This is a genomic window from Stenotrophomonas sp. 57, from assembly GCF_030291075.1.
Classification (GTDB): Bacteria; Pseudomonadota; Gammaproteobacteria; order Xanthomonadales; family Xanthomonadaceae; genus Stenotrophomonas.
In genome coordinates this window covers 1,366,897-1,385,479 of the sequence record NZ_CP127407.1, presented here as the reverse complement: position 1 = coordinate 1,385,479, position 18,583 = coordinate 1,366,897, and the positions used below count along the sequence as shown (strand labels likewise).

Below are 18,583 nucleotides of genomic sequence, written 5' to 3'. Positions count from 1 at the left end.
ATGCCTCAGGTCGTTGCTACCTTGGTGATGGCCACATCGATGCGTTTCAAGGCCTGCTCGCGGCCGGCCAGGTACACGGTATGGGAAATGTCAGGGCTGACCTGGGTGCCGGTGATGGCCACGCGCAGCGGCTGGGCGACCTTGCCCATGCCGATCTCCAGCGCGGCGGCGGCATCGTGCAGGGCCACGCCGACCGACTCAGCGGTCCATTCCGGCAGGGCCGCCAGCAGTTCGCGGGCCTTGCCCAGCGCCACCTCGGCACCGGCCTTGAGGTGCTTGGCCACGGCGGCCTCGTCGTACTCGGTCAGCGGCTGGTACCAGACCACGGCCTTCTCGGCCATTTCCTTCAGGGTCTGCACGCGCTCGCGCAGGGCGATCACCACGTCCTCCGGCGCCGGGCCGGCGGCCACGTCCAGGCCCAGCTTTTCCAGCTGGTAGACCAGGTGCGGCACGATGCTGGCAGGCTCTTCGGTCTTCAGGAAGTGCTGGTTGACCCAGCCCAGTTTGGCCATGTCCAGGCGCGAAGCCTTGGAATTGCAGTGGGTCACGTCGAACAGCTCGATCAGTTCCTGGCGGCTGAACAGCTCCTGGTCACCGTGCGACCAGCCCAGCCGGGCCAGGTAGCTCAGCAGCGCATCGGGCAGGTAACCGGCGTCCTTGTACTGCATCACGTCGGCCGCGCCGGTGCGCTTGGACAGCTTGGCGCCCTGCTCGTCCAGGATCATCGGCATGTGGCCGAACTTCGGCACCGGGGCGCCGATGCCTTCGTACAGGTTGATCTGGCGCGGGGTGTTGTTGATGTGGTCGTCGCCGCGGATGACCTCGGTGATGCCCATGTCCCAGTCGTCCACCACCACCGCGAAGTTGTAGGTGGGGTAGCCGTCCGGTCGGAAGATGACCATGTCATCCAGCTCGCTGTTGGCGATCTCGATGCGGCCCTTGATCAGGTCGTCGAACACCACCGTGCCCTCCAGCGGGTTCTTGAAGCGGATGACGCGGTTCGGGTCGTCCTTGCGCGGCAGGCCCAGGTCACGCGCGGCGCCGTTGTAGCGCGGCTTTTCCTGCTTGGCCATGGCGGCCTCGCGCATCGCGTCCAGCTCTTCGCGGGTCTCGTAGGCGTAGTACGCCTTGCCGTCGGCCACCAGCTGCTCGGCCACTTCCAGGTAACGGGCCACGCGGTCGGTCTGATAGATCGGGCCGACGTCGTAGTCCAGGCCCAGCCAGTCCATCGCCTCCAGGATCGCGTCGATCGCGCCCTGGGTGCTGCGTTCACGATCGGTGTCCTCGATGCGCAGCACGAATTCGCCGCCGCGGTGGCGGGCCTCCAGCCAGCAGTACAGCGCGGTGCGGGCACCGCCGATGTGCAGGTAACCGGTGGGGCTGGGGGCGAAGCGGGTGCGGCAGATCATGGAGGGCTCGGGGAACGGGAATCCCTCGATTTTACCACCAGCCCCGGAAAGGCAAGGAGGGGCGGACGCATCCCGCCCCTCCCGCCAGGTTTTTCAGGGCTGCGGTTCAGCCTTGCGCGGGAACGACTGCTCGCGCATCGCCGCGTTGTAGGCGAACGAGGCGACGATGGCCGCGGCCTGCTTCAGGTCTTCCGGTTCGGCGTGGTCCCAGGTATCCAGGTGGCTGTGGTGGACGTTGGTGAAGTAGTCCAGCCGGTCCTGGATGAACTGAAAGCCCGGCAGGCCGATGCGGTCGAAGCTGATGTGGTCGGTGCTGCCCGTGTTACGGGTAGCCACGGTGGTGGCGCCCACGTCATGGAACGGTGCCAGCCAGGCTTCGAAGATCGGCATCGCGGCCAGGTTTTCCTGCGCGTAGATGCCCCGGAAGCGGCCCGAGCCGTTGTCCATGTTGAAGTAGACCTGGAACTTGCTGTAATCGCGGGTCTTCTGCAATGCACCGGTCGGCTCGCGCAGCGAGGCCGGCAGCGCCTTCTGCGCCGGGTCGGTCGGTTCCGGGAACTGGCCGAAGTGCTTGGCCACATAGGCCTGCGAGCCGATCAGGCCCTGCTCCTCGCCGCTCCACAGCGCCACGCGGATGGTGCGCCTGGGCTTGGCGCCGGTGGCCTTGAGGATGCGCATCGCCTCCATCATCACCGCCACGCCGGCGGCATTGTCGGCCGCACCGGTACCGCTGTGCCACGAATCCAGGTGCGCGCCGATCATCACCACTTCGTCGGGCCTGCTGCTGCCGCGGATCTCGGCCAGCGTGTTGTAGCCAGGCTGGTTGGCCTCGTCGGTGAAACGCGCGGCCACGTCCACGCGCAGGCGCACGGTCTGCTTGGCGTCCAGCGCGCGTACCAGCGGATTGAAGTGTTCGCTGATCATCGCCAGCTCGGGGATGCCCACTGACTCGCCGGCCTTTCGCGAGCCACCACCGGCAACCCGGATGATGCCGTTGTCCCAGCTGCTGATGCTGATCGAGGCCAGCGCGCCCTCTTCGACGAAGAACGCGTTGACCTTGGCCGCAAGCGCCTGCCGCTCCTGGTACTCCTTGACCCGCTTGGCGCGCTCGGCGGTGGCGTCCTTGTCCTTGGGCAGGGTGAATTCCTGCAGGCCTTCCAGCGAGGTGGCGTCGTGGCGGTGCGAATCCGCCTCGGTGCCGCGCTTGTACTCGCGCGCCTCGCCCAGCAGCAGGATCTTGCCGCGCAGCTTGCCACGGTACTTCTCGAGGTCTTCGGGCTTCTTGATCTGGACCTGGACCAGCTCGCCTTCAACCGGGCCCTGGGTGCCCGGCGTCCAGGCCTTGGGCAGTGCATGCAGCGGCTGCACGCGATCACCCAGCATCTCCACGCTGGCCGAGGTGAACTCCCAGCCGCGCCCGAAATCGTCGAAGGCTTCGTCGTGGACGTTGTCCAGCTTCCATTCGTTGAACTTGCCGCGGGTCCACGCATTGGCGCGGCCCATCGCCGGCGAATTGGTCAGGCGCGGCCCGATGCGTTCGGTGAGATAGCTGAAGGTGTCCATCACCTGCGAACGGTGGAAGGCCTCCTGGCGGATGCGGCTGACCATGTCCAGGTCCACCGGTTCGCGCTGCTGCGCCATTGCATTGCCACCCATCGCCAGCGCTACGGCCAGCACGCCCCACTTCGGCACTTCGCACCCCTGCCCTTCGGCTCGATCATCAACCCGTCGAGTCTAGCCAGCAGGGGCGCGCCGATACCGTCCCATCGGTCATGGACAGCAGTAGATCCACGCCCTGCGTGGATGAACAACCCGATCACCCACTCCACCCCAACCACAACTGCGCCCGCTCAGGCAGCAACAACAACCAATGCCGCCGATCGATGCTGCTGCAGCCATACACCGACGCGTGTGCCGGCCAGTCATCCGGCAGGCCGCCGATGCCGATCTCGGCCAGCGCCTCCGCCCCGGCCTTCCATGGCCGGTAGCGCGGCACCCGGCCGGCCACCGCGCCGCGTCCCTGCCGCGCGTCCTGCAGCCAGCGCAGTCCCTGCCCCTGCAATCCCTCGCAGGTCACCGCAGCCAGCTGGAAGCGGACCAGGCCGGGGGCGATCCGTGCCCCCGGCAGGGCCGCCAGCACGCCATGTGCCTGCAGCAGTGCGTCCACTTCCAGCAGGGCCGGAATGCCCTGCCGTGCCCGTTGCCGCAATCCCTGGCGCCAGCCCATGACGTACTCCTTACTTCAGTTCCGCGCCAAGCGCGTACCAGTCGACCCGGCGAGTCACCCACATCGCCAGCGCCAGGATCACGAACAGCAGCAGCGAGCCCATCAGCAGCGCGTTGTTCTCCGACACCAGCAGGCCATACAGCGCGCCGTACAGCACGGTCAGCAGCGCAGCGAAGCCGAGGCCGCGCTTCCAGTGGCCCAGCACGTTGGCCAGGTACACTGCCTGCAGGCCGATGCAGGCCACCGCCGATACCAGGTAGGCCTTCCAGAACGCGATGTGTTCGGACAGGCTGATCAGCAACAGGAAGAAGATCGCCAGCGCCAGGCCCACCATCAGGTACTGCAGCGGATGGATGCGCAGCGACTTGATCAGTTCGAACAGGATGAAGCCGACGAAGGTGAGCAGCACGAACAGCACGCCGTACTTCGAGGCGCGATCGGCCTGGGTATAAGCGTCGACCGGATCGACCAGTGATACCGTCACTGCCTGCGAATCGACCGAACCGTCATTGCGCAGCTGTCGCTGTGCGTCGGAGGCCAGCGAGGACACGGCCCAGCGGGCATCGAAACCCTGTGCATCAACGCGTCGCTCATTGGGCAGGAACGCCCCGCTGAACGACGGGTGCGGCCAGCTCGAACGCAGCGCGATACGCGTGTCATCGCCCACCGGCACCACCGACAACATGCGGCTGCCGTCCAGGCGCAGTTCCAGCTCCACGGTGCTGGCGGCCAGCGTGCCGCCGTGGTCTTCGGCGAAACCGGCCACCGGTGCATGCAGGCCGCGGCCGACTTCGCTGGCAGCGCCCACGCCGGGCAGCAGCCGCAGCTGCTTGCCGTCCACGCGCAGATTCGGCGTACCGACCAGGCCACGCACATCGGAAATCCCCACGGCTACATACGGCTGGCCGTAGCTGCGGCCGGCCTTCACCGGATAGTCGTCTTCGGCGAACGTCGCCTTCATCTGGCCGTTCCAGCTGTACACCGGCACCTTGAACAGCCCGACCTCACGCTGGCTCGGCAGCATCTCACCGCCCACCTCCAGCGACGCCGGCATCTGCAACCAGTGCCCCTCGGTGACCTGCACCTCGGTCTTCTTGATGCCCTGCGGATCGACCAGTTCAACCTGCTTGCGCTCCACCCACGGCACCACCCGCACCGGCCCGACCAGCTGCTGCGCACCGGCGCGGCTGTCGGCCACCCGCGAGAAGGCCTCATCGCGGTACGCACTGCGTTCGTTGATGACCCCGCGGATCATCGTCAGCGGGATCAGCAGCAGCAGGATCAGCCCGCCGACAATGGCGAACCGCAGCAGCATCTTCAGGGATTTCATGGTCCATCCTCGTTGGAGAGGGCTGCAGGATGGACCGCTGCAGTGAGCAGGGTTTGTGGCGAATTTGAAGCGAGTGTGAAGTCAGCGGCGGGGGCGCTGGCCTGGTGCACCCAGCGGCAACCACAGGCTGGCGACGGTACCGCCGCCGTCGCGCGCATCGACGCTGGCGCGACCATCATGCAGGCGCGCAACCTCCTGCACGAACGGCAGGCCCAGGCCGGAACTGCGCCGTCCGCTGCCGGGGCGGGCCAGCGAATAGAAGCGTTCAAACACCCGTTCGCGTGCATAGTCGGGAATGCCGGCACCGCGGTCGGCGACCTGCAGGTGCACGCCCTGACCATCCACCTCGGCCTGCAACGCGATCTCCGCGCCGGCCGCAGAGAACGCAATCGCGTTGTCGATCAGGTTGTGCAGCGCCTGCCGCAGCAGGTAACCGTCGCCCTGCACCTGCAGGTCGGGCACGCTGCCGATGCGGACCTGCACGCCCGCCGCCTGCGCGCGCACCTGCGCGGCAGCGGCCGCGTCGGCCAGCAGCACTGGCAATGCAATCGGGTCGCGGGTCTGCAGCCAACCGTGCTGCTCCACTTCAGCCAGCGCCAGCAGTTTGTCGATGGTCTCGGTCAGCCGCTGCTGCTGGTCGACGATGCTGCGCGCGAAATGCATCCGATCGGCCTCGGGCAGCGGCTCCTGCAGCAGTTCGGCGGCACCGCGGATCGCCGCCAATGGACTCTTCATCTCGTGCGTCAGCGACTGCACGTACTGCTCGACATAGGCTTTGCCTTCCAGCTTGCGGCGCATGGTTTCCAGCGCCTGGCCCAGTTCACCGATCTCGTCGCGTCGCCGCCGTGGCGGCGGCACCGGCTCACCGGCGGTGACCGCGCGCGCATAGCGGCTGAGCTGGCCCAGGCCGGTGGTCAGCCACATCGTCACCAGCACACCGACCAGCGCCGACAAGCCGATCAGCCAGGCACCACGTTCGATGATGGCGCGCTGGCTGGCGGCGATGAACGGATCGATGCTGCGGTTGGGTTGGGCCAGGCTGAGCACGCCGATGAGCGTGCGTCCATCGGCCGGGTCGTACACCGGCGCCGCTACGTGCATCACCGTATCGCCGTCCACCCCCGGTGTTTCCGGACTGGAGCGGGCGCCGTACTCACCGCGCAGCGTGCGGTACACATCATTCCAGCGCGAATTGTCGCGCCCCAGGTCCCGGCCCAGCGAGTCGTAGATGACGATGCCCTGGGCATCGGTGATGGTCACCCGGTAATCCAGGGAGCGCTTCGGGAAGCGCCAGACCATCGCCTTCAGGTCGCGCTGGCGTGCCTTGGCCAGGTTGCGGGTGAAGCTGCCGCTGCGGATGGTGCCGTCCTTGACGTCGGCGGCCGCCATCTCGGCCAGCACGTTCGCCGCATCGACCAGGGTCGACTCCATTGCCTGGCGCACGCCCGGCTTCACCTCGTTGACGAACACGCGCATCACGAAGAAGGCGGCGATGCCGGTGATCAGGAAGAAGCCCAGGAACAGCTTCAATACCAGGCGCATCGGCTAGGTCTCCAGCGCGTAGCCAAGGCCACGGTGGGTGCGGATCGGGTCATCGCTGGCACCGGCCGCGCGCAGCTTGGCGCGCAGCGTCTTTACATGCGTATCAACGGTGCGGTCGGCGCTGTCGGCGCTGCTGTCCCAGCCACGGTCCATCAGCTGGGCACGGCTGAGGATGGCGCCCGGGCGCTGCAGCAGCGCTTCCAGCAGCGCGTACTCGTAGCGGGTGAGATCCAGCGTCTGGCCGCGGAAGCGGATGCGCCGCCCCTCACGGTCGATGGCGAACGCACCGTGTTCCTGCCAGCCGGTGTCAGCGCCGGGTACTGTCACCACCGGTGACGCACGGCGCAGGCGCGCACGCACCCGCGCCACCAGTTCGCGCGGCGAGAACGGCTTGGTCATGTAGTCGTCGGCGCCCAGCTCCAGGCCGAGCACGCGATCCACTTCGTCGTTGCGGGCGGTCAGGAAAATCACCGGCAGCTGCGCCGCCGGCCCGGGCTGCGCGCGCAGTCGCCTGCAGACCTCGAAGCCGCCCAGGTCGGGCAGGCCCACGTCCAGCACCACCACGTCGATATCGCCGGCCTGCAGCCGTTGCAGGGCCTCGCCGCCCAGCAGGCAGTGGCTGGCGGCATAGCCCTCGCTGCGCAGCGCATAGAGCACGGTTTCGGCGATGGCGGCTTCGTCCTCGACCACCAGGACATGGGCAACAGGAGCTGTCATGGCGCGCAGCATAGCCGCTGCGGCCGCCGCCCCGTACACTGCCGCCCATGAACTATCGCCACGCCTTCCATGCCGGCAACCACGCCGACGTGCTCAAACACATCGTGCAGCTGGCCCTGATCGACAGCTTCAAGCGCAAGGACAGCCCGTTCTTCGTGCTCGACACCCACGGCGGTGCCGGCCGCTACCTGCTGGCCAGCGAAGAGAGTCGCAAGACCCTGGAGGCCGAATCCGGGATCATGCGGCTGATGGCCCAACCCAAGCTGCCGGAGGTGGTCGAGCGCTATCTGAAGGCGGTACAGGCCGACAACCCGGTGGGCGCGCTGACCAATTATCCGGGCTCGCCGCTGCTGAGCGCGCAGGCCATGCGCCCCCAGGACCGCATGGCGGTCTGCGAGCTGCAGGAAGCCGAAACGGCCACGCTGAAGGCCCTGTTCGCCCATGACAGCCGCGTCGACGTTCGGGCGGGCGATGGCTATGCCCTGCTGCGTTCGCTGCTGCCGCCGAAGTTCAACGGCAGCAAGATCGGCCGCGGCCTGGTGCTGATCGACCCGCCCTACGAAGCCCAGGATGCCGAGTACCAGGCGGTGCTGGCCGCCCTGGCCGAGACCCTGGCACGCTGGCCGCAGGCCACCTGTGCGGTCTGGTTCCCGATCAAGCAGCGCCGCACCATCCTGCATTTCCTGCGCAAGGCCACTGCCCTGCCGGTGAAATCGGCGATGACGATCGAGTTCCTGGTGCGCCCGGACGACTCGCCGCTGCGCCTCAACGGCAGTGGCATGCTGCTGCTCAACCCGCCCTGGCAGTTCGACCGGGTGGTCGGCCCGGCCCTGCCGGCGCTGCGCCAGCACCTGGGCGAGCCCGGTGCCAGCACCCGCCTGGATTGGCTCAAAGCCCCCGAATAACGGCCTTCACGAGGCTGTACCGCCGTGAGCCTTCCGTTCACGGAATGCAGCCCCGGTGATGCCACAATCGATGGACCACCAAGGAATCACCCGGTATGGCCACTCGCAACCGCATGCCGCCCTGGCATGAGATCTTCAAGGCTCCCAGCGGCCACGAGCTGCTGATCCGCCCCATCCGCCCGGAAGATGGCGCACCGCTGCAAGCGGCGTTCAGCCTGTTCGGGCCGGAAGAAATCCGTGATCGTTTCCTGCAGGCGGTGACCGAGCTGTCGCCGGAAACCACCCAGCGCCTGACCCACCCCAATCCCAAGACCGAGATCACTCTGGTCGCTGCCGAATCCCTGCCGGCTGGCGAAGCGGTGGTCGGCGCGGTCGCCCGGGCCTCGATCATCCCCGGTACCCGTGAAGCCGAGTACGCGATCCTGATCAGCCGCTTCCTCATTGGCCAAGGCCTGGGCCGGCAGCTGATGCGCAAGCTGGTGAAGTGGGGCCGCGGCAAGTACCTGGACCGCCTGTACGGCGACGTTGCCGCCGAGAACGAGCCGATGAAGCAGCTGGCCGCCTCGCTGGGCTTCAAGCCGGTGCCGCACCCGACCGGTGCCGAAGGCCTGGTGCGGATGGTGCTGGAGCTGGACAACTGACGGTAGCGCCGGCCCCTGGCCGGCCACGTTGATTCAACCGCTGCGCTCGCCGGGCATGGCCCCGCGCCACCCCGCTCACGTCACGATCATGGGCCCGGCGGGGGCTTCTGCTAAAATCCAGGGTCCATGTCGCGTACCTCATACCCCGCCCCGCCGCTGCCGCGTGCCGGCCAGCTCCGCGCCTGGTGGCGCGCCCCCGCCTCGCCGACCGCCCTGGCCTGGTACCTGGCCCAGGCCGCGCGTGCGCACGACGCTCCGCTGCTGGTGATCGCGCGTGACAACCACGGCGCCAACCAGCTCGAAGCCGACCTGCACACCCTGCTCGGCGGCGACCCGGCCCTGCCGGTGGTCGCCTTCCCGGACTGGGAAACCCTGCCCTACGACCGCTTCAGCCCGCATCCGGACATCATCTCGCAGCGTTTGTCCGCCCTGCACCGCCTGCCCACGCTGAAGCGCGGTCTGGTGATCGTGCCGGTGCAGACCCTGCTGCAGCAGCTGGCCCCGCGCAGCTACGTGATCGGTGGCAGCTTCGACCTGAAGGTCGGCCAGCGCCTGGATCTGGAAGCGGAGAAGCGCCGCCTGGAAAGCGCCGGTTACCGCAACGTGCCGCAGGTGATGGACCCCGGTGATTTCGCCGTGCGCGGCGGCCTGCTCGATGTGTTCCCGATGGGCGCCGACGAGCCACTGCGGGTGGAACTGCTGGACGAGGACATCGATTCGATCCGTGCGTTCGACCCGGAAAGCCAGCGTTCGCTGGACAAGGTCGAGGCGGTGCACATGCTGCCCGGCCGCGAAGTGCCGATGGACGAGGCCAGCATCGCCCGCGTGCTGGCCACGCTGCGCGAGCGCTTCGATGTCGATACCCGGCGCAGCGCGCTGTACCAGGACCTGAAGTCCGGGCTGGCCCCGGCCGGCGTCGAGTACTACCTGCCGCTGTTCTTCGAACGCACCGCAACCCTGTTCGACTACCTGCCCGACGGCAGCCTGCCGGTGGTCTGCGCCGGCGCCGGCGAAGCCGCCGAGGCGTTCTGGGCACAGACCGGCGAGCGCTACGAACAGCGCCGCCACGACGTCGAACGGCCGCTGCTGCCGCCGTCGGCGCTGTACCTGTCGCCGGAGCTGCTGCGCGAGCGCCTGAACGACGCCCCACGCATCGAGGTGTGGGCTGCTGACCACGCACGCATCGCCGACGCCCACCCGCTGGGCGACCAGCCGTTGCCGCCGTTGCCGGTGGCCGCGCGCGACGCACCGGCCGGCGATGCACTGAAATCCTTCCTCGGCCACTACCCGGGCCGCGTGCTGATCGCCGCCGATTCGCCCGGCCGCCGCGAAGCCCTGCTGGAAGTGCTGCAGGCCGCCGAGCTGAAACCGCCGGTGGTGGCCGACCTGCCCGCGTTCCTCGCCGACGATGCGCGCTTTGCGATCGCGGTGGCGCCGCTGGAGGATGGCTTCGCGCTGGACGATCCGCGCATTGCGGTGCTGACCGAACGCCAGCTGTTCCCGGAGCGCGCCGGCAGCACCCGTCGCACCCGCCGTGCCGGCCGTGAGCCGGAAGCGATCATCCGCGACCTCGGCGAACTGACCGAGGGCGCACCGATCGTGCATGAGGACCATGGCGTCGGCCGCTACCGGGGCCTGATCGCGATGGACGTCGGCGGCATGCCCGGCGAATTCCTCGAAATCGAATATGCCAAGGGTGACCGGCTGTACGTGCCTGTCGCCCAGCTGCACCTGATCAGCCGCTACTCGGGCGCCTCGGCGGAAACCGCGCCGCTGCATTCGCTGGGTGGCGAGCAGTGGAGCAAGGCCAAGCGCAAGGCCGCCGAGAAGGTACGCGACGTCGCTGCCGAGCTGCTGGAGATCCAGGCCCGTCGCCAGGCGCGTGCCGGCCTGGCGCTGCAGGTGGACCGCGCGATGTACGAACCGTTCGCTGCCGGATTCCCGTTCGAGGAAACGCCCGACCAGCTGGCCGCGATCGACGCCACCCTGCGCGACCTGGCCAGCAGCCAGCCGATGGACCGCGTGGTCTGCGGCGACGTCGGCTTCGGCAAGACCGAAGTGGCCGTGCGCGCCGCCTTTGCTGCGGCCAGTGCCGGCAAACAGGTGGCCGTGCTGGTGCCGACCACGTTGCTGGCCGAACAGCATTACCGCAACTTCCGCGACCGCTTCGCCGATTACCCGCTGAAGGTCGAGGTGCTGTCGCGCTTCAAGACCACCAAGGAAATCAAGGCCGAACTGGAGAAGGTTGCCGCCGGCACCATCGACGTCATCGTCGGTACCCACCGCCTGCTGCAGCCGGACGTGAAGTTCAAGGACCTGGGCATGGTCATCGTCGACGAGGAACAGCGTTTCGGCGTGCGCCAGAAGGAAGCACTGAAGGCGCTGCGCGCCAACGTGCACCTGCTGACGCTGACTGCCACGCCGATCCCGCGCACGCTCAACATGGCCATGGCCGGCCTGCGCGACCTGTCGATCATTGCCACGCCGCCGCCGAACCGGCTGGCGGTGCAGACCTTCATCACCCAGTGGGACAACGCACTGCTGCGCGAAGCCTTCCAGCGCGAGCTGGCGCGCGGTGGCCAGCTGTACTTCCTGCACAACGACGTGGAGAGCATCGGCCGTATGCAGCGCGATCTGTTCGAGCTGGTGCCGGAAGCACGCATCGGCATCGCCCACGGGCAGATGCCGGAGCGCGAGCTGGAAAAGGTGATGCTGGACTTCCAGAAGCAGCGCTTCAACGTGCTGCTGTCGACCACGATCATCGAGTCGGGCATCGACATCCCCAACGCCAACACCATCATCATCAACCGCGCTGACCGCTTCGGCCTGGCCCAGCTGCACCAGCTGCGTGGCCGCGTGGGCCGTTCGCACCACCGTGCCTACGCGTACCTGATCACCCCTGACCGCCGCGCGATCACCCCCGACGCCGAGAAGCGCCTGGAAGCAATCGCCTCGATGGACGAACTGGGCGCTGGCTTCACCCTCGCCACCCACGATCTGGAGATCCGCGGTGCCGGTGAACTGCTCGGCGAGGACCAGAGCGGGCAGATGGCCGAGGTCGGCTTCAGCCTGTATACCGAGCTGCTGGAACGCGCGGTGCGCAGCATCAAGCAGGGCAAGCTGCCCGACCTGGATGCCGGCGAGGAGGTGCGCGGTGCCGAGGTGGAACTGCATGTGCCGGCACTGATCCCGGAAGACTACCTGCCGGACGTGCACACCCGCCTGACCCTGTACAAGCGCATTTCCAGCGCGCGCGACAGCGATGCGCTGCGCGAGCTGCAGGTGGAGATGATCGACCGCTTCGGCCTCCTGCCGGATGCCGCCAAGCACCTGTTCGCCATCGCCGAGCTGAAGCTAAAGGCCAACACGCTGGGCATCCGCAAGCTGGACCTGGGCGAGAACGGTGGCCGCATCGTGTTCGAGTCCAAGCCGAACATCGACCCGATGGCGGTGATCCAGCTGATCCAGAAGCAACCCAATCTCTACGCCATGGAAGGGCCCGACAAGCTGCGCATCAAGCATCCGCTGCCGTTGCCGGAAGACCGCTTCAACGCGGCCCGCGCCCTTCTGACCACCCTCGCCCCGGGTTGATCGCCCCCGAATACCCCGCACCGGCCCCACCCGGTGCGGGCCGATGACCATGTTTCCTGACGCCGTACCCGCCCCCGACCTGCTGCACGCGCAGGCCTGCCTGATCGATGCCCTTTCGATGTCGCTGCAGATGCGCGATGCCTACACCCGCCACCACTGTGACCGCGTCGGCCTGCTCGCGCAGCGTCTGGCCACCTATTGCGATCTCGACGACGATGCCTGTTCGCAGATCGGCCTGGCCGCGCGTTTCCACGACATCGGCAAGATCGGCATTCCCGACGAGGTGCTGCTGACGCCGCGCCGGCACACCGATGAAGAGCGCACGATCATGCGAGAGCATCCGGTGCGCGGTGAGCACATCTTCCTCGCCACCGGTCGCAGCGATGCCGTACCGGTCGCGCAGCTGATCCGCGCCCATCATGAAGCGTACGATGGCAGTGGCTATCCCGATGGGCTGCGTGGTGACGCGATTCCGTTGGGTTCGCGCATCTTGACCGTCGTCGATGCCTATGACGCGATGACCAGCGTACGTCCCTACCGCGCCGCAATGGAACACGATACTGCGATGCGCATCATCGAAGATCAGTCGGGTGGACTGATCGACCCATACGTGCTGCAGCGCTTTCATAGCATGCTGGCGCGGGAACCGGCACTGGCGTGAGTTTTTCCTGGACGTGAGGTGACGCGTCGGCTGATGTGCCGACCGACTTGCTGGCGGACACGGCGGCTGAGGCGCCGACCGACTTGCCGGTAGAGTCGACTGTTAGTCGACTGCTCTTCCGTCATCTCTCAAAATCCCGCGCTACGCGCGATAGTCGACTAACAGTCGACTCTACCGACCTGGCGCCATCGTGCCGGCAAGCAGAAGACCCGGCGTTCGCCGGGCCTTCTGCATCACGCATCACGTGCGATCGATTACCAGATCACCACGCGCTTGTCGTCGGCACGCACCATCGCGTCGCCGGCCTTGCACTGGAATGCAGCGGCGTAGGACGGCATGTTCGACGGCGCGCCGTTGGCACGGAAGTTGGCCGGGGCGTGCGGGTCGGTGTTCAGGCGCACGCGCAGCTCACCATCGGTGAAATTGCGGCGCCACACGGTGGCCCAGTTCATGAAGAAGCGCTGGTCCTGGGTATGGCCATCGACTTCGACATTCGCCTTCGGGTCTTCCTTCAGCGCCATCTGCAGCGCATCGTAGGCCACAGTCAGCCCGCCCAGGTCACCGATGTTCTCGCCCAGGGTCAGCTTGCCCTTCACGAACACGCCCGGCACCGACTCGTAGCCGTCGAACTGTGCGACCAGCTGGTCGGTACGCTCGGTGAAGGCCTTGCGGTCGGCGTCGGTCCACCAGTTGTCGAAGTTGCCGTTGGCGGCGAACTGGCTGCCCGAGTCGTCGTAGCCGTGCATCATCTCGTGGCCGATCACCGCGCCGATGCCGCCGTAGTTCAGCGCCGGGTCGGCCTTGGCGTCGAAGAACGGTGCCTGCAGGATCGCCGCAGGGAACACGATCTCGTTCTTGGTGGCGTTGTAGTACGCGTTGACGGTCTGCGGGGTCATGCCCCACTCGGTCTTGTCCACCGGCTTGCCGATCTTGTCCAGCATGTAGCGGTAGTTGAACGCACGCGCCGCCTGCATGTTGCCCAGGTAGCTGTCACCGTTGGTCTGCAGGCCCGCCCAGTCACGCCACTTGTCCGGGTAACCGATCTTCGGGGTGAAGCTGGCCCACTTTTCCAGTGCCTTCTTCTTGGTTTCTTCGCCCATCCACGGCAGCTGCTCCAGACGCACCTTCAGCGCCTGCGACAGGTTTTCCACCAGGTGCTGCATGGCCACCTTGGATTCGGCCGGGAACACGGCGTCGACGTACAGCTGGCCCAGGGCTTCACCCATGCCGCCGTTGACCGACTCCAGCACGCGCTTCCAGCGCGGCTGCATTTCCTTCTGGCCACGCAGGGTGGTGCCGTAGAAATCGAAGTTGGCCTTCTCGAACTGGCTGCTCAGGTACGGCGAGGCATCGTCGATGGTGTGGAAGCGCAGGTACGCCTGCCAAGTGCTGGCCGGCACATCGGCGAGCATCTTGTCCATTTCACCGAAGAAGCCCGGCTGCGCCAGCGAGAACTTCTGCGCGGCCGGCACCTTCAGGGTGTCGAACAGCGCAGTCCAGCTGAAGTTCGGGGTCAGCTTGTCGGCGTCTGCGGCGCTGAGCGGGTTGTAGCGCTTGGCCGGGTCACGCATTTCGATGCGCGACATCGAGGCCTTGGCCAGGCGGGTTTCAAAGGCCATCACAGCCTTGGCCTGCTCGGCGGCCTGTGCAGCGTCCACGCCGGACAGGGTCAGCACCTGGGCGATGTAGGCCACGTAGGCATCGCGGATCTTGGCCTGCGCGTCGTCGAAGTAGTAGCCCTTCTCCGGCAGGCCCAGGCCGCCCTGGCCGACGTAGGCGATGACGTTGGCCGAATCCTTGTAATCAGCATTGGCGAACAGCGAGAACAGCACGCCCTTGCCCTCGGCCTGGCTGTCGCGCAGGTACTGGGTGATGGCGGCGGTATCGTTCAGCGCGGTGATCTTGTCCAGCTGCGGCTGCAGCGGCGCCAGGCCGGCGGCTTCGATCTTGGCTTCGTCGTTGCCGGTCTTCCAGATGTCACCGATCTTGGCTTCCACCGAGCCGGTCTTGGCCTGGCTGGCCGCGGCCTGCTGCACCAGCGCGTGCTGCACTTCCAGCGAGCGCTCGCGCAGGATTTCGAAGCTGCCCCAGGTGGTCTGATCGCCCGGCACCGGGTTGGCCTTCAGCCACTTGCTGTTGACGAAGCCATTGAGGTCGGTACAGGCCGAAATGGCGGGATCGAGGTCGGCGCTGTTGAGCGAAATCAGCGGGGTCTTGATCTGCGACAGGTCGAAGGCCGGCTTGGCGTCGGCACTGGCCGCCGGGGCGGTTTCGTTCTTGCCACAGGCCGCCAGTGAGGCAGCGATGGCGATGGTCAGGCCCAGCGGGACCAGGTTGCGGACGTTCATGAGGCTCTCCAGCAGGTAATTTCACAGGGTAGCCGGGGGAGCGACGCTGGGGACCGGCCAAAGGTCACAGGGACCTGCCCTGTAGCGTCTAGCCATGCTCAACTCTACAAAAAGCGAAGGCCGGCATGCGCCGGCCTTCTGCTTCTTACTTCGCCTTGCCCTGGTTGGCCACGGCTTCGGCGGCCTTGCGCGCCGCTTCCGGGTCGCCCAGGTAGCGGAACGACTGCACCGTCAGGTCGTCGTTCAGTTCGAACAGCAGCGGGATGCCGGTCGGGATGTTCAGCTCGAGGATTTCCTCGCGCGAGACATTGTTGAGGTACTTGTACAGCGCGCGCAGCGAGTTGCCGTGGGCGGTGACCAGCACGGTCTTGCCGTCCTTCAACTGCGGCGCGATCGCGTCGTGCCAGTACGGCAGCACGCGATCCAGAGTGGTGGCCAGCGATTCGGTACCCGGCAGCGCGTTGCGGTCCAGGCCGGCGTAGCGGCGGTCATGGATCGGGTGGCCCGGATCTTCCAGCTCCATCGGCGGCGGCGGGATGTCGTACGAACGGCGCCACACCTTGACCTGCTCCTCGCCGTGCTTGGCGGCGGTCTCGGCCTTGTCCAGGCCCTGCAGGCCGCCGTAGTGGCGCTCATTGAGGCGCCAGGACTTGTTCACCGGCAGCCAGTCCTGCTCCAGCTCGGCCAGCGCACCCTGCAGGGTGTGGATGGCGCGCTTCAGTACGGAGGTATGGGCGACGTCGAACTGCAGGCCTTCCTCGCGCATCAGGCGACCGGCGGCGGCCGCTTCCCGGCGCCCCTGCTCGGTCAGGTCGACATCGACCCAGCCGGTGAAGCGGTTGTCCAGGTTCCACTGGCTCTGGCCATGGCGCAACAGTACGAGTTTACGGGTCACTGCAGGGTCTCCAACGCGAGGAAAGGCAGGCCGCCATTGTAGCCCCGGCTGCCGCTCACCGGGCCGTGGCGCCGCGCATGCGATGCTGCAGCCAATGAATACGGTGATCGACCCCGGGCGCTGGGAAGGCAGCGTCGCCGCTGCCCGCGCGCAGCAGACCCAGCTTGCCAGCCGCGTGGAGCGCCAGGACCGCCTGCCCAAAGACGTGCGCTGGCTGGCCGGCCTGGATGTGGGCTTCGAGGACAACGGTGCCACCACCCGCGCCGCAGCGGTCATGCTGGATGCGAAGACATTGCAGCCCCTGGCGCAGGAAATAGCGCGCGTTCCCACGGTGATGCCGTACATCCCCGGCCTGCTCAGCTTCCGCGAGCTGCCAGCGTTGTTGGCCGCGCTGGCACTGCTGCCACGCACACCGGATCTGGTGTTCGTCGACGGCCACGGCATCAGCCATCCGCGCCGGCTGGGCGTGGCCGCGCATCTGGGTGTTGTCACCAACCTGCCGAGCATCGGTGTAGCCAAGTCGAAGCTGGTGGGCCAGTTCATCGAGCCGGGCGCCGAAGTGGGCGCGCATACGCCACTGCTGGACGGCGATGAGCAGCTGGGCTGGGTGCTGCGCAGCAAGGTGCGCTGCAAGCCGCTGTTCGTGGCCGGTGGCCATCGGGTCAGTGCCGATTCCGCGCTGGATTGGGTTCAGCGCACGCTGCGTGGCTATCGGCTGCCGGAGCCGACCCGGCTGGCGGATCGGCTGGCTTCACGTCGGGACGAATGACCGCTGCCGGCCTGGACGGATGCAGCCTGAGGGGTCGCGTCGGGACGATTGGGTAGCGTCGACTGTCAGTTGACTCACGCGCGCAGCACGGGCTTTGTCCCGACTTCGCGGAAGAGCAGTCGACTAACAGTCGACTCTACCCAGGCGGATTCGCCCGTCCGGTTTCGTAGCAGACTCTGCATGGCCGCCTCCTGCCGGAACCGACCCAGTTGGCCTCGCGACAGGGTAGAGTCGACTGTCAGTCGACTCTCGCGCGCAGCGCGGGCCTTGTCGCGACTTCGCGGAAGAGCAGTCGACTAACAGTCGACTCTACCCAGGCGGATTCGCCCGTCCGGTTTCGTCCAAGCGGTTTCACCCGATCGGTTTCGCCCGTCAGCCTTCGCTCGAACCACGGGCCGCACTTCCCATTCAACGATGCACGTGACCGCGATGGCCCTGCGCATCCTCGCCGTGGTCGTGACCCTCATGGCCTTCGTGCTCACCGCCCTTGACCGGCGCCGGCTCACCGCAGGCTTCGCCGCAGTGGTCGGCCTCGATCTGCAACGTCACATGCTCGATGCCGAAATCATCATGCAGGCGACCACCCAGTTCACGGCGCAGCGCATCGGCGTCGGTGCCGTCGCGCATCACGATGTGCGCGGTCAGCGCAGGGGTGCTGGACGCCAGCGCCCACACATGCAGGTCATGCACATCGAGTACCGCGTCGTGCCCCGACAGGCTGTCGCGCACCTTGGCCACGTCCATGCCCTTGGGCACGCCTTCCAGCAGCACGTTGATCGCTTCGCGCATCAGTACCCAGGTACGCGGCAGCACCCACAGGCCGATCAGCACCGCCAGGATCGGGTCGATCGGCTTCCAGCCGGTGAACTGGATCAGCACCGCACCGGCGATCACCGCCACCGAGCCCAGCATGTCCGCCCACACTTCCAGGTAGGCGCCCTTCACGTTGAGGCTCTCGCCGCTGCCGGCCTGCAGCAGGCGCATCGAGATCAGGTTGATGACCAAGCCGGCCGAGGCGATCACCAGCATGCCGGTGGAGGCGATCTCCTGCGGCTTGCTGAAGCGCCCGACGGCTTCCCACTGGATGTAGCCGGCAACCACAAACAGCATCGCGCCGTTGATCATCGCGCCCAGCGCTTCCAGGCGCGCATAGCCATAGGTGCGGCGCGCATCCGGCGGGCGCCGGCTCAGCCGTACCGCGACCAGCGCGATCATCAGCGCCAGTGCATCGGTGGCCATGTGCGCCGCGTCGGACAGCAGCGCCAGGCTGTTGGTCCAGAACGCGCCCACCACCTCGACAACGAGGAAGGTGGAGGTCAGGCCGAGCGCCCACCACAAGGGTTTCTCATGGCGGATCTCGGATGGCAGGTGATCGTGGTCGTGGCCCATGGCAACAGCTCCTTTGCGATGGAGGCAGGCTACGCTGGCGCTCGTGGGGAAACTATCACGGTGTTTATAACATTGCAGAATCCACGACCCACCGATGACGCCGGGCATGGCCCGGCGCTACCGGGGTAGCGCCAGGCCATGCCTGGCGAGCGCAGCGGA

General features: G+C 67.2%; 14 protein-coding genes. 5 read left to right on the top strand and 9 right to left on the bottom strand.

Annotated elements, in window-relative coordinates; translation table 11 throughout:
* Window positions 1-5: 5 nt before the first annotated feature.
* The 6 genes from gltX to creB form a co-directional block, all read right to left on the bottom strand.
* On the bottom strand, window positions 6-1,409 hold the full coding sequence (gltX, locus tag QP512_RS06350; RefSeq protein ID WP_286071386.1) for a glutamate--tRNA ligase: 1,404 nt from the start codon (window positions 1,407-1,409) through the stop codon (window positions 6-8).
* A 93-nt stretch (window positions 1,410-1,502) separates the two neighbouring features.
* Window positions 1,503-3,101 (bottom strand): M28 family metallopeptidase, encoded by a 1,599-nt coding sequence (locus QP512_RS06345; protein WP_286071384.1) that lies wholly within the window; start codon window positions 3,099-3,101, stop codon window positions 1,503-1,505.
* A 124-nt stretch (window positions 3,102-3,225) separates the two neighbouring features.
* Window positions 3,226-3,636 carry a hypothetical protein gene (locus QP512_RS06340; protein WP_049482784.1) on the bottom strand — a complete coding sequence of 137 codons (411 nt, stop codon included), beginning with the start codon at window positions 3,634-3,636 and terminating at the stop codon, window positions 3,226-3,228.
* Between the two features lie 10 nt (window positions 3,637-3,646).
* Complete coding sequence (gene creD / locus QP512_RS06335) at window positions 3,647-4,966, bottom strand: cell envelope integrity protein CreD (RefSeq protein WP_286071383.1); 1,320 nt, start codon at window positions 4,964-4,966, stop codon at window positions 3,647-3,649.
* 81 nt (window positions 4,967-5,047) lie between these two features.
* Window positions 5,048-6,508 carry a two-component system sensor histidine kinase CreC gene (gene creC / locus QP512_RS06330; protein WP_286071382.1) on the bottom strand — a complete coding sequence of 487 codons (1,461 nt, stop codon included), beginning with the start codon at window positions 6,506-6,508 and terminating at the stop codon, window positions 5,048-5,050.
* Window positions 6,509-6,511: 3 nt separating this feature from the next.
* A complete protein-coding gene (gene creB, locus QP512_RS06325) occupies window positions 6,512-7,237 on the bottom strand; it encodes a two-component system response regulator CreB (protein ID WP_286071381.1) in 726 nt (241 codons plus the stop codon).
* A gap of 35 nt (window positions 7,238-7,272) precedes the next feature.
* On the opposite strand from creB, the gene rlmJ reads away from it, so the two are divergent.
* The 4 genes from rlmJ (at window position 7,273) to QP512_RS06305 (ending at window position 13,023) form a co-directional block, all read left to right on the top strand.
* Entirely contained in the window at window positions 7,273-8,130 is an 858-nt protein-coding gene (gene rlmJ / locus QP512_RS06320) for a 23S rRNA (adenine(2030)-N(6))-methyltransferase RlmJ (protein WP_109814381.1), read from the top strand.
* Between the two features lie 95 nt (window positions 8,131-8,225).
* Complete coding sequence (locus tag QP512_RS06315; protein ID WP_004150340.1) at window positions 8,226-8,771, top strand: GNAT family N-acetyltransferase; 546 nt, start codon at window positions 8,226-8,228, stop codon at window positions 8,769-8,771.
* A 126-nt stretch (window positions 8,772-8,897) separates the two neighbouring features.
* Window positions 8,898-12,362 (top strand): transcription-repair coupling factor, encoded by a 3,465-nt coding sequence (gene mfd / locus QP512_RS06310; protein ID WP_286071380.1) that lies wholly within the window; start codon window positions 8,898-8,900, stop codon window positions 12,360-12,362.
* A 43-nt stretch (window positions 12,363-12,405) separates the two neighbouring features.
* Complete coding sequence (locus QP512_RS06305) at window positions 12,406-13,023, top strand: HD-GYP domain-containing protein (protein WP_286071379.1); 618 nt, start codon at window positions 12,406-12,408, stop codon at window positions 13,021-13,023.
* Window positions 13,024-13,277: 254 nt separating this feature from the next.
* Here QP512_RS06305 and QP512_RS06300 read toward each other — a convergent pair whose 3' ends face one another.
* Together QP512_RS06300 and gpmA are read right to left on the bottom strand one after the other, a co-directional pair.
* Window positions 13,278-15,371, bottom strand: a complete 2,094-nt coding sequence (locus QP512_RS06300) for a M13-type metalloendopeptidase (RefSeq protein WP_286071378.1) — start codon at window positions 15,369-15,371, stop codon at window positions 13,278-13,280.
* A 145-nt stretch (window positions 15,372-15,516) separates the two neighbouring features.
* Complete coding sequence (gpmA, locus tag QP512_RS06295) at window positions 15,517-16,266, bottom strand: 2,3-diphosphoglycerate-dependent phosphoglycerate mutase (protein ID WP_005408679.1); 750 nt, start codon at window positions 16,264-16,266, stop codon at window positions 15,517-15,519.
* 94 nt (window positions 16,267-16,360) lie between these two features.
* On the opposite strand from gpmA, the gene nfi reads away from it, so the two are divergent.
* Window positions 16,361-17,035, top strand: coding sequence for a deoxyribonuclease V (gene nfi, locus QP512_RS06290; protein ID WP_286071377.1), 675 nt, complete (start codon window positions 16,361-16,363; stop codon window positions 17,033-17,035).
* Between the two features lie 408 nt (window positions 17,036-17,443).
* On the opposite strand, the gene QP512_RS06285 is transcribed toward nfi, so the two are convergent.
* Window positions 17,444-18,424, bottom strand: a complete 981-nt coding sequence (locus tag QP512_RS06285) for a cation diffusion facilitator family transporter (RefSeq protein ID WP_286071376.1) — start codon at window positions 18,422-18,424, stop codon at window positions 17,444-17,446.
* Window positions 18,425-18,583 lie beyond the last annotated feature (159 nt).